Source organism: Streptomyces sp. NPDC102278, assembly GCF_044766345.1.
GTDB lineage: Bacteria > Actinomycetota > Actinomycetes > Streptomycetales > Streptomycetaceae > Streptomyces.
On the sequence record NZ_JBIWLV010000001.1, the window covers coordinates 619,037 to 631,327 of the forward strand.

At 68.6% G+C, this 12,291-nt stretch carries 8 protein-coding genes; all 8 read right to left on the reverse strand.

Features of this window, described 5'->3' with window-relative positions; all coding sequences use genetic code 11:
* Nucleotides 1–51 precede the first annotated feature (51 nt).
* Entirely contained in the window at nt 52–990 is a 939-nt protein-coding gene (locus ACIRO3_RS02810) for a GNAT family N-acetyltransferase (protein WP_404131746.1), read from the reverse strand.
* A gap of 126 nt (nt 991–1,116) precedes the next feature.
* Nucleotides 1,117–2,169, reverse strand: coding sequence for a dipeptide ABC transporter ATP-binding protein (locus ACIRO3_RS02815; RefSeq protein ID WP_361772059.1), 1,053 nt, complete (start codon nt 2,167–2,169; stop codon nt 1,117–1,119).
* Entirely contained in the window at nt 2,162–3,217 is a 1,056-nt protein-coding gene (locus ACIRO3_RS02820) for an ABC transporter ATP-binding protein (protein WP_361772058.1), read from the reverse strand. Before ACIRO3_RS02820 ends, ACIRO3_RS02815 begins: the two co-directional genes overlap by 8 nt.
* A 13-nt stretch (nt 3,218–3,230) precedes the next feature.
* On the reverse strand, nt 3,231–4,187 hold the full coding sequence (locus tag ACIRO3_RS02825; RefSeq protein ID WP_361772057.1) for an ABC transporter permease: 957 nt from the start codon (nt 4,185–4,187) through the stop codon (nt 3,231–3,233).
* Nucleotides 4,180–5,124 carry an ABC transporter permease gene (locus ACIRO3_RS02830; protein WP_361772056.1) on the reverse strand — a complete coding sequence of 315 codons (945 nt, stop codon included), beginning with the start codon at nt 5,122–5,124 and terminating at the stop codon, nt 4,180–4,182. The genes ACIRO3_RS02825 and ACIRO3_RS02830 overlap by 8 nt, the downstream gene beginning before the upstream one ends.
* A gap of 94 nt (nt 5,125–5,218) precedes the next feature.
* On the reverse strand, nt 5,219–6,838 hold the full coding sequence (locus tag ACIRO3_RS02835; protein WP_404131749.1) for an ABC transporter substrate-binding protein: 1,620 nt from the start codon (nt 6,836–6,838) through the stop codon (nt 5,219–5,221).
* Between the two features lie 446 nt (nt 6,839–7,284).
* Nucleotides 7,285–9,189 (reverse strand): translational GTPase TypA, encoded by a 1,905-nt coding sequence (typA, locus tag ACIRO3_RS02840; protein WP_267826854.1) that lies wholly within the window; start codon nt 9,187–9,189, stop codon nt 7,285–7,287.
* Nucleotides 9,190–9,611: 422 nt separating this feature from the next.
* Entirely contained in the window at nt 9,612–12,038 is a 2,427-nt protein-coding gene (locus ACIRO3_RS02845; protein WP_404131751.1) for an ABC transporter family substrate-binding protein, read from the reverse strand.
* Between the last annotated feature and the right edge of the window lie 253 nt (nt 12,039–12,291).

Here is a 12,291-nt window from a genome sequence, read left to right on the forward strand (position 1 = left end):
GGTCCCATACACCTCCGGTTGGACCGATTGCACCCTCGCGTCACGCGGCTGTCACCCCTGCGAGTGCAAAGGCAGCTCCCAGGTGTCCACGGCGTAGTGCAGGCCCATTCCGTGCGCCTCGTACAGCGCCAGTGCGCCGCTCTCGTTGTGGGTGTCCACGCCCAGTCCCACGCTGTCCCGGCCGCGTTCGGCGTAGGCGGCGAAGGCGTGGCGCAGCAGGAAACCGCCGACGCCCCGGCCGCGGACGTCCTCGCGTACGCCGATGTGGCTGATCCAGCCCATGCTGATGCGGTCGTCCCGGGTGAGCAGGACGGCCACGTCGCCCCGCGCGGGCAGGGCGGCGATCCAGACCAGGGACCAGTCGAGCCGGCGGGCGTCGAGGTGGTCGAGCCAGGGTTCGTACGCGCGCTCCACGTGCCCGTAGTGCGCCGCGAACGTCTCCTCGACCAGGGCGTGGGCCCGGCGGGAGTCGGCCCCGTCGGCGGCGCAGTGACGCAGGGTCAGCCCGTCGGGGAGCCGGGGCGGCCGGTCGTGGGCGGCGTCGAGCCGGCGGGTCATCACCTGGTACCGGCGCACGGTGCGGTAGCCGCGGCGGGTCAGCAGGCCGGTGTCGAGGGTGGGGTTCACGTTGAGCTGGAGCCGCAGTGCGGCCGAGCGGGTCGCGCCGGCCTTCCGGCGGGCCCGGACCTCCATCAGCTCCAGCAGTCGCACGGCGGCCTCGTCCTCGTCCGGCAGCACGTAGTGGTCGCCGTCGACCCGGCCCGGTCCGGCGTCGGCCCAGATCAGCGCGTAGGCGACGAGCCGACCGGCCCGGAAGGCGAGCCAGGAGTCGGTGGCGAGGTCGACGCCGGGATGGTGCAGGTCGGCCTTGACCGTGCCGAGGTCCGTTTCCGGTCTGCCGATCTCGATGACGTCGACGGCGTTGAGCAGTGCGCAGATGTCGGACGCGTCCCCGGGCCCGGCGGGTCGGACGGTCAGCATGTCGGTCATCGGCCCACTGTCGGTGGCGGCGGGCCCCGAGGGCAACCGGGTTCCGGGCCCGGTACACGTCAGGGCGCCCGGTACCGGAAGGATCCGGTACCGGGCGCCCTGATCACAGGTGCGTCCCTCGGGGGGTCAGACGGCCAGGACGGCCTTCTCCTCCGCGAAGTGGCACGCCGACTCGTGCGCGGCCAGGGTGTCCAGGCCCTTGAAGCGCTCCGGGATCGCCAGCAGCGGCTCCTCGGTGGCGCACTTGTCCTGGGCCTTCCAGCAGCGGGTGCGGAAGCGGCAGCCCGACGGCGGGTTGGCCGGGGACGGGACGTCGCCGGTGAGGATGATGCGGTCGCGACCCTCACGGGCGTCCGGGTCGGGGACCGGGACGGCCGACAGCAGCGCCTGGGTGTAGGGGTGCGTCGGGTGTTCGTAGATCTGGCCGTCGCTGCCGATCTCGGCCATCTTCCCGAGGTACATGACGCCCACGCGGTCCGAGATGTGCCGGACGATCGACAGGTCGTGCGCGATGAAGAGGTAGGACAGGTTGAACTCGTCCTGGAGCTTCTCCATCAGGTTGATGACCTGCGCCTGCACCGACACGTCGAGCGCGGAGACCGGCTCGTCGCAGATGATGATCTCCGGGTTGAGCGCGAGGCCGCGGGCGATGCCGATGCGCTGGCGCTGACCGCCGGAGAACTGGTGCGGGTAGCGGTTGATGTACTCCGGGTTGAGGCCCACGACGTCCAGGAGGTCCTGGACCTTGCGCCGCCGGCCGCCCTTGGGGGCCACCTCGGGGTGGATCTCGAAGGGCTCCCCGATGATGTCGCCGACCGTCATGCGCGGGTTCAGCGAGGTGTACGGGTCCTGGAACACCATCTGGATGTTGCGTCGGACGGCCTTCAGGGCGCGCCCGGACAGCTTGGTGATGTCCTGGCCCTTGTAGAAGACCTCGCCGGCGGTGGCCTTCTCCAGGCTCATCAGGAGCTTGGCGACGGTGGACTTGCCACAGCCGGACTCGCCGACGATGCCGAGGGTCTCGCCGCGGTAGAGGTCGAAGGAGACCCCGTCCACGGCCTTGACCGCGCCGACCTGCTTCTTGAACAGGATGCCCTGGGTCAGCGGGAAGTGCTTGACCAGGTTGCGCACCTGGAGGATCGGCTCGCGCTCGGGGGCGTTCTTGGTGAGCTCAGCCATGGATCTGCTCCTTCCAGAAGTGGCACGCGCTGCCGCGGCCGGGCAGCACGGCGCCGTCCTGCTCGGTCACCTGCTGCAGGGCCGGTACGTCGGTGCGGCAGATGTCCTGCGCCTTGGGGCAGCGCGGGTTGAAGGCGCAGCCCGAGGGGATGTTCAGCAGGTTGGGCGGGAGGCCCTTGATCGCGTAGAGCTCCTGGCCCTTCTGGTCCAGGCGCGGGATCGAGTCCAGCAGACCGCGGGTGTACGGGTGCGCCGGACGCTTGTAGATCTCGTGGACCGGGGCGTTCTCCACGATCCGACCGCCGTACATGACGGCGATCTTGTCCGCGACGTCGGCGACGACGCCGAGGTCGTGGGTGATCAGGATGAGGCCCATGTTCATCTCGCGCTGGAGCTCCGCGAGCAGGTCCATGACCTGGGCCTGGACCGTCACGTCGAGAGCCGTGGTGGGCTCGTCGGCGATGATCAGGTCGGGCTCCAGGGCCATCGCCATGGCGATCATGATGCGCTGGCGCATACCGCCGGAGAACTGGTGCGGGTAGTCGCCCACGCGCGCCTTGGCGGCGGGGATCTTCACCCGGTCCATGAGCTCGACGGCCTTGGCCGTGGCGTCCTTCTTGGACATGCCGCGGTGGACGCGGAACATCTCCCCGAGTTGGGCGCCGACGGTGTGCACCGGGTTCAGCGAGGACAGCGCGTCCTGGAAGATCATGGCGATCTTCTGGCCGCGCACCTTGCGGAACTCCTCGGCGGGCAGCTTCAGCAGGTCGGTGCCCTGGAACAGGATCTCGCCGTGCGGAATCTTGCCCGGGGGCATGTCCAGGATGCCCATGATGGCCTGCGCCGTCACGGACTTGCCGGAGCCGGACTCGCCGAGGACGGCGAGGGTCTCGCCCGCGTTCACGGAGTACGAGACACCGTTCACGGCCTTGGCGACACCGTCGCGGGTGTGGAACTCGACGTGCAGGTCGCGCACTTCGAGAAGGGGGGTGCCCTCCGGCGCCGATCGGGGCGCGGGGACGTTCGAGGTCTTGTCGATGATGGTCAACGTACGCCCTTCCTCAGCGCAGCTTCGGGTCGAGGGCGTCGCGCACCGCGTCGCCGACCATGATGAACGCGAGCACGGTGATGCTCAGCGCTGCGGCCGGGAACAGCAGCATGTAGGGAGCCTGGAGGAAGCGCGCCTGGGCGTCGCTGACCATCAGGCCCCACGAGATCTCCGGCGCCTGGACGCCGACACCCAGGTAGGACAGGGCCGCCTCGGCGGAGATGTACACACCCAGGCTGATCGCGCCGACCACGATGACGGGGGCGATCGCGTTCGGCAGGATGTGCCGGAGCGTGATGCGCCAGGTGCCGGCGCCGAGGGCGCGGGCCGCCATCACGTAGTCGTTGTGCTTGTTGGCCAGGACCGACGACCGCATGATGCGGAAGATCTGCGGCCAACCGAGGGTCGCGAGGACCAACGAGACGGTCCAGGCGTTGCCCTTGCCGAGACCCGACATGATCAGCATGCCGCCGAGCATCAGCGGGATGGCGAAGAAGATCTCGGCGAACCGGGAGAGCACGGTGTCGACGAAGCCGCCGAACCAGCCGGCGAGCAGACCCGACGTGACGCCGACCAGGACCACCATGGCGGTGGTGGCGATGCCGACGATGATCGAGTTGCTGGCCGCGTAGACGGTCTTCGAGTAGACGTCGCAGCCCTGGACGTCGGTCCCGAAGATGTGGTCGCCACTGGGCTTCATCATCGAGTCGCGCAGGTTGCAGGGCGCGTAGGCGTCGACGCTGGTGAAGATGCCCGGCAGCAGGGAGACCACTGCCATGAACAGCACCAGGGCGCCGCCTATGAGGAAGACGGGGTTGCGGCGGAGGTCGTAGAACGCGTCCGACCAGAGACTGGCCTCGCGCTCCTTCTTCCGCTTCCCGCCCTCCTTGGGGCTCTTTACGTCGGTGGAGGGGGCGCCGACGGTCTTGGTCTCGGTCAACTCGTCCCCCACCGTGGTTGTGTCACGCATAACGGATCCTCGGGTCGAGCACGGCGTACAGCAGGTCCACGATCAGGTTGGCGAGCATGTAGACGAGAACCAGGATGGTGACGATGCCCACCACCACCACGCCCTGCTTCTGCCAGACGTACATCGCCAGCGTGCCGCCGATACCGTGGATGTTGAAGATCCTCTCGGTGATGACCGCGCCACCCATGAGGGAGCCGAGGTCCGCACCGAGGAAGGTGATGATCGGGATCAGCGCGTTGCGCAGCGCGTGACGCACGACGACGCGGCGGCGGGGCAGGCCCTTGGCCGTGGCGGTGCGGACGTAGTCCGCGCGCATGGTCTCCATGAGGCTGGTACGGGTCAGTCGGGCCACGTACGCCAGGGAGGTCGTGGCGAGCACGAACCCGGGCAGGAGATAGGCGCGGAGACCGTCGTTCTCGTTGAAGGAGACGGGGAAGAAGTCGACTCCCCAGGCTTCCTTCAACTCGACGCCGAGGACGAGCTGGAGGACGAAACCGAAGACGAAGACCGGGATCGAGATCACGAGCAGCGTGGTGATCAGCACCAGCTGGTCGATGAACTTGCCGCGGCGCAGCGCCGACATGACGCCGGCGGTGATGCCGACGAGGGCTTCGATGATGAAGGCGACGACGGCCAGGTTGACCGTGTACGGGAACGCCTCGGTGATCAGGTCGATGACCTGACGACCCTGCAGGGTCTCACCGAAGTTCCCCTGGAACAGGTTGGTGATGTAGTGCCAGTACTGGAGCAGGAACGGATCGTCCAGGTTGTACTTCGCCCGCAGCATGGCCGCGACGGTGGGGTCGGCCTTCTTGTCGCCGGCCAGCGCCGAAACGGGGTCGCCGGGCAGGCTGAAGGCGAGGTAGTAAATGAGGAACGTGGCACCGAGCAGTACAGGGATCGCCTGTATGAGTCGGCGGATGAGGTAGCGGCCCATCAGACCTCCAACGGAAGAGCAGGGGGAAAGGGCGGGCGGGCGGAAACCTGATTCCGCCTGCCCGCCCCCGCGGTCCCCTTGGTGAAGAGGGGTGTCAGTTGAGTTCGACGTTCGCCAGGTCCATGCGGCCCTGGGCGTCGACCTCGACGTTCTTCACGGACTTGGAGTAGGCCGAAGAAGACATGTACGTGAAGACGGGGATGTACGGAAGGTCGCGGATGATGATGTCATCGGCCTTCTGGTACAGCTTCAGGCCCTCTGCGGGGTCCTTCGCCTCGTCCGCCTGCTTCATGACGGCCTCGAACTCGTCGTTCTTGTAGTGGCCGTAGTTGGAGCCGTTCTCGATCGCGACCTTCGAGAAGATCGGACGGAGGTAGTTCTCCGCCGCCGGGTAGTCCATGGACCACGCCATGCGGAACGCGCCCTTGTACTTCGAGGCGCCCAGGTCGTCCAGCATGTCGCCGAACTTGGCGTACGGCTTGGCGGTGACCTCGATGCCGAGGTTCTGCTTCAGCTGGTTGCCGACGGCCTCGATCCACTCCTTGTGGCCGCCGTCGGCGTTGTAGCCGAGCTCCATCTTGTTGCCCGGGATGCCGCCGGCCTTCTCGAAGATCTCCTTCGCCTTGGCCGGGTTGTACGTGCCGAACTCGCCGAGCGCGCCCTTGCGGTAGCCGGGGACGATCGGGCTGATGAAGTCGTCGGCCGGCTTGCGGGTGCCGTTGAAGATGCTCTTGCCGATGGCGTCCCGGTCGATGGCCATGGAGATCGCCTGACGGATCTCCAGCTTGCCGAAGGTCTCGGGGTTCTGCTCGAGCGGCAGGCCGACGTAGCCGACGCCCGACTCGGGCTTGTAGATGTAGCGCTCGCCGAACTCCTGGGAGACGGTGGCCATCGCCGAGATGGGGAGCTTGTCGAGGATCTGGATGTTGTCGGCGCGCAGGTCGTTGTACGCCGTGTCCAGGTTGTCGTAGATCTTGAAGGTGACGCCGGACAGCTTGGCGCGACCCTCGGCCGGGTACTTGTCGTACCGCTTGACCTTGATCTGCTTGTTGTGCTCCCAGGCGCCGTCCATCTGGAAGGCACCGTTGCCGATGGGGGCCTCGCCGAACTTCTTCGGGTCGGCCTCGAAGGCCTTCGGCAGCGGGTAGAAGGCGTTGTAGCCCAGCATCGTCTTGAACTGGGAGAAGGACTCCTTCAGCGTGACGGTGAAGGTCTTCTCGTCAACGACCTTGAGGCCCTTGAGCTCCTTGGCGGTGGGCTTCTTGTCCTTGCCCGGGGCCAGCTCGTCGGAACCGTCGATCTTCGCGAAGAACGGCAGGCCCTCGGCGGCGTTCTCCTGGTTGGCACCCCAGTTCCAGGCGCGGACGAACGACTGCGCGTCGACCTTCTCGCCGTTGTGGAAGGTGAAGCCGTCCTTGATCTTGATCGTCCAGGTCTTCGAGTCCGTGGTCTCGATGGACTCGGCGACCGCGAGCTTCGGCTCGTTGGTCTTGTTGTCGTACTTGACCAGACCGGTGAAGAGCGCGTTGAGGACCTCGGCACCTTCGGACTCGGCGGTGTTCTGACCGACCAGGCCGTGCTGCGGCTCACCGAGCTGCACGGTGATGCTGCCGCCACCCTCGCCTGCGTTGTCCTTGCTGGTGCTGCAAGCCGTGGCCGCCATCGCCACGATGACGGCACCCGCGACCCACTTGGCGCTCGTTGCTCCGCGCATGGGTAATTGCCTCCTCAGGAGTCACTGTCGATTCGTGAAGGACCCGGCTCGCTGACACCCCTGACAGCGAAATCCGGTCCCATCGTGTGTGCTCGTGAGTCGACGCTCCCCACAGCGTGTGACCCATTGACCCGAGCTCAATGGAGCCATCCTCAGGGACTGCCAGACCGTAAACCACACTTAAGTGGTCTCGTTTTCACAACATCACCGCATGGCGAAAACCCGAAATCCGGACAAACGGATAGGAGACAGACACGTGCGAAACGGACGGTTAGCTCACCATCCGGAGTGTCACGATCGGTATCCGGACAGCTGAACGAAACAATCCGGTTGACAAACGCGAACGGCCCCTCCCCTCACGGATCATCGTGAGGGGAGGGGCCGTGTCAACGGGCGGGTTTCGGCCGGCCGCGCAGCGGCGGCCGACAAGCCCTGGTACTACGTGCCTACTTGCCGGACTTGGCGCGCGAAGCGGTGCGCGAGCGGTCCTTCTGGTCCAGGACGACCTTGCGGATGCGGACGGCCTCCGGGGTCACCTCGACGCACTCGTCGTCGCGGCAGAACTCCAGGGACTGCTCCAGGGAGAGCTTGCGGGGCGGCACCACGTTCTCGGTGTTGTCCGCGGAAGCCGCACGCATGTTGGTGAGCTTCTTCTCCTTGGTGATGTTCACGTCCATGTCGTCGGAGCGCGAGTTCTCGCCGACGATCATGCCCTCGTACACCTCGGTGCCGGGCTCGGTGAACAGGACGCCGCGCTCCTGCAGGTTGATCATCGCGAACGGCGTGACCGAACCGGCGCGGTCGGCGACCAGGGAACCGTTGTTACGGGTCACCAGCTGACCGAACCACGGCTCGTGGCCCTCGTGGATCGAGTGGGCGATGCCGGTGCCGCGCGTGCCCGTCAGGAACTCGGTACGGAAGCCGATGAGACCGCGCGAGGGGACCACGAACTCCATGCGGACCCAGCCGGAGCCGTGGTTCGACATGTTGTCCATGCGGCCCTTGCGGACGCCCATGAGCTGCGTGACCGCGCCCATGTGCTCCTCGGGGACGTCGACCGTCATGCGCTCGACGGGCTCGTGCACCTTGCCGTCGATCTCCTGCGTGACCACCTGCGGCTTGCCGATGGTCAGCTCGAAGCCCTCGCGGCGCATCTGCTCGACCAGGATGGCCAGCGCGAGCTCACCGCGGCCCTGGACCTCCCAGGCGTCGGGGCGCTCGGTGTCGAGGACGCGCAGCGAGACGTTACCGATCAGCTCGCGGTCCAGACGGTCCTTGACCTGGCGGGCGGTGACCTTGCGGTCCTTGACCGCGGACTTGGCGTCCGCGCCCTTGCCGCTGCCGCCGCGGCCGACCATCGGGGAGGTGTTCGTACCGATGGTCATGGAGATCGCCGGCTCGTCGACCGAGATCAGCGGGAGCGCGATCGGGTTCTCCGGGTCGGCCAGCGTCTCGCCGATCATGATGTCCGGGAAACCGGCGACCGCGCAGATGTCACCCGGGCCCGCCACCTCGGCCGGCTTGCGGGTGAGCGCCTCGGTCATCATCAGCTCGGTGATGCGGACGTTGGAGATCGTGCCGTCACGCTTGATCCACGCGACGGTCTGGCCCTTGCGGAGCTCACCCTGCTCGACGCGGACCAGGGCGATGCGGCCGAGGAAGTTGTCGGCGTCCAGGTTGGTGACGTGGGCCTGGAGGGGGGCCTCCTCGTCGAACACCGGGGCGGGGACGTGCTCCAGGATGGTGGAGAAGAACGGCTCCAGGCTGTCGCTGTCCGCGGGGACGGTGCCGTCCTCCGGCTTGGTCAGCGAGGCCACGCCGTCACGGCCACAGGCGTAGACGATCGGGAACTCGATCTGCTCCTCGTCGGCGTCCAGGTCGAGGAAGAGGTCGTACGTCTCGTTGACGACCTCGTCGATCCGGGAGTCCGGACGGTCCGTCTTGTTGATGCAGAGGATGACCGGCATCTTCGCCTGCAGGGCCTTGCGCAGGACGAAGCGGGTCTGGGGCAGCGGGCCCTCGGACGCGTCCACCAGCAGGACGACCGCGTCCACCATCGACAGACCGCGCTCGACCTCACCACCGAAGTCGGCGTGGCCGGGGGTGTCGATGATGTTGATCGTGATGGGCGCCCCGCCGTCCTTGGGGTGGTACTTCACCGCCGTGTTCTTGGCGAGGATCGTGATGCCCTTCTCACGCTCCAGGTCGTTCGAGTCCATCATGCGGTCGTCGAGGTGCTGGTGGGCGGCGAAGGCACCGGCCTGCTTGAGCATGGCATCGACGATGGTCGTCTTGCCATGGTCGACGTGGGCGACGATGGCGACGTTACGGATGTCGTGGCGCGTGGGCACTTCGGCGCTTCTCCCGGGATCGTGGATGGCGGCGCGTACGGTCCGGCACGCGAGCCTCGACCGGGCGGAAAACCTGCCACGGCCTTACCCCATCGTACGTCGGATGGCGGGAACCGGCTGCCGGGGGGTCTGTCAAGAGGCCGGACGACTGAGCGGGACCGAGGATGGAGCGGGGTGTCTCGGTCGCGCCCGACGCCTGTGTCCACTGGGGATTCACGCAGGTCTACAGGGTGTTCACGCGGGTCAACGGGTATCGACGACCTTGCCCGCCGGGTGTCCGGCGGGCAAGGGACTTGAGTCACTTCTGAGCTTGTGACCCGCGGGTCAACCTGCCTCACCCCGCTTTGTCACCACTTCTTCTCCCCGCGTCTTCCCTCCGCGTCTTCCCTCGGCGCCTTCCCTCGGCGCCTTCTCCCGGCGTCCTAGTTCTTCTTCCCGTCGGCGTCCTTGGCCGGATCGGCCTTCTTCCAGCCGATGTCCTGGAAGCGGGGGGCGCCGAGGCCGAAGGCGCCCGCGTTGACCAGGTTCGGCTTGACGGCGACCAGCTCGGGCCGCTGGTACAGCGGGACGGAACCGGCGGCGGCCCAGATCCGGGCGTCGGCCTTGCGCATCAGTTCGCGGGACTGGTCCTCGTCCAGTTCGCCGACCGCCTGGTCGAAGAGCTGGTCGATGTGGTCCGTGCCGACCCGGGTGTAGTTCTGTTCGACGAGGAGGGAACCGTCGGCGGCGGGTTCCGGCTTCGCGAAGATGGGCCGGGCGTCGGTGGCCGGGTAGGCCGTCGCCGGCCAGGAGTACAGGGCCAGGTCGTACTGGCCCGAGGCGATGTGGTCCTTGAAGAAGCTCTCGTCCGCCACCTTGGTCAGCTCGGTGTTCACGCCGAGCTCGCGCAGCATCTGCGAGATCCGCTCGCCGACCGCCCGCAGGGCCTCCGAACCGGGGCCGGAGGGGAGGACGAAGCGGAGGGTGAGCGGCTTGCCGTCCTTGGCGAGCACGCTGCCCGAGGTGTGGGCCTGCTTGGCCGGGGCCGGGCTGGCCTTGGCGGGCTCCTTGTCGTCCGCCTCCTCCTCGCCGTCGAGGGTCGGGCCGCGCTTGCCGTCGTCCTGCGCCTGGTCCTCCTCGGTCCCGGCCTCCGCCCGGGCCTGGGCCTGCGCCTGGCCGAGCAGGGTCTTCTCCTGCGCGGCCGCGAACGGGACCGGGGCCAGCACCGGGGAGAGCCGCCCCTCACCGGCGCCGGGGGCGAAGGCGTCCGCGTCGACGATCTCGCCGTCCGGCAGGTACCGGCCCTCCGGCAGATCGCCCACCTCGTGGACGCCGCCGGCGCCGTCGTGGTCACCGGGCGCGCGCGCCGGCGCCTTGGCGTCGCCGGCCTTCCCGTCGTCCTGGCCGACGATGTAGAGGCCGTCGTTGCCGGTGCCCGGGCCCGCGGGTGTCTTGCCGTCGTCCTGCCCGGTGGCCGTCTTGTCGCTCTCGGGGCCGGCCTTGGTGCCCAGGGGCGCGGTGAGCTTGCCGCCCTGGCGCCATCCGGCGTCGGCGAGCAGGGCCTGGGCGGCCTGGGTGTCCTGGCCGCCGAGCGCGTCGCTGTTGTCGGCGTACGCGCGCTGTCCGGCGAGCGCCAGGTGGCTGCCCACCGGCTTCGCGGGCAGGCCGAGCGGCTTCAGCACGATCTCGGCCAGTGCCTTGCGGTCCAGGGCGCGGGCCACCGCCCGGCGCACCCGCTCGTCGGCGAGGGGGCCGGAGGCGCCGTTCATCGCGAGCTGCGTGTAGGCGGGCTCCAGCGACTTGCGCACCGTGAAGCCGCGCAGGGCGACCTGCTCGTCGGCGTACTTCCTGACCGCCTCCGCGTCCTTGCGGCGGGTCTCCTGCTCGGCGGCGGCCTTGCCCTCGTCCTGCCCGTACGCCGTCGCCCAGGACAGCGTCGCCTGGGCGGCCGTCAGGGAGGCGGCGGGGCCCTGCGCGCCCTTGGCGCCCGAGGTGCGGGCCCCGTCGCGCAGGGCCAGGGCGATCCGGTCGGCGCCGGCGCGGTCGATCTCCGCCATGTCGAGCCTGCCGGCGGCCAGGGCGGCCGGGCGTTCGGCCCGGGGCACGGCCGTGAGGACCAGCGTGTCCAGCTTGGCGGGGCGGCCCCACCAGCGGGCGTTGCGGGTGAGCGCCGCGGTGCCGGTCTTCTTGTCGACGGCCCCGAGGTTGAAGGGTCCGGCGGTCACCTTGAGGGCGCCCCGGGCCCCTTCGTTGAAGGCCTCGGGGGTGCCCGTGACCTGTTTGGGGTAGAGCGGGCTGAACAGGGAGCGCCAGTCGGCGTACGGCTTGGCGAAGGTGACCTTGACCTCCAGGTCGGTCTTGCCCCGCTCGATCTTCTCGATGCGCTCGTAGCCGGCGTTGCGGGCCGTCCAGTACGCCGAGTCCTTGCCGTTCAGGGCCCTCCACTGGGCCACGAAGTCGGCGGCCCCGATCTCCCGGCCGTCGCTCCACACCGCCTGCTGGTTCAGCTTGTACAGCACGACCTGCTTGGGCTCGCGCTCCGTGACCTCGGCCTTCTCCAGGTAGTCCGGGTTGATCACCGGCCGCCCCTTGGCGTCCATGACGAACAGTTGGGGCAGCACCGCCCCGGCGATCCGGCCGGTGGCGGCGTCGGCGTCGGCCTGGAAGGTGTTCAGGGTGTCCGGGAGGTTGTCCACGGCCCAGCGGAGCACCCCGCCGTCGACGACCCGGTCCCGGGCCGTCGTCGCGATGTCCTGGCCCGCGGCGGTCGGGCCGCCGTCGTCCTCACCCGCGCCGCAGCCCGCGAGCAGCGGCAGTGCGAGGACTCCCGAGGTCAGGAGCGCCAAGGACCTGCGCCTTCTCTGGGTCATGGGTGGTACCTCCGGGGCGGGGCGTGGGGGTGCGTGAGCAGGGGGGACTTGATCACGTTCGGCGGTATATGGAGCTGATCACACTGGGTGCCGAAGCCCACTGAAATCCACGGCTCCCCGGGTCTCCCGCACCACACCCTCGCCACGCCGCGAACCCCACCCGTGCGGACCAATCGCCTGAGGGGCACGAGCGCGCGTTCCCCCGCCAGAGGGACGGCGGCGGGGGCGCGGGGGCGCACGGATCAAGCCCACG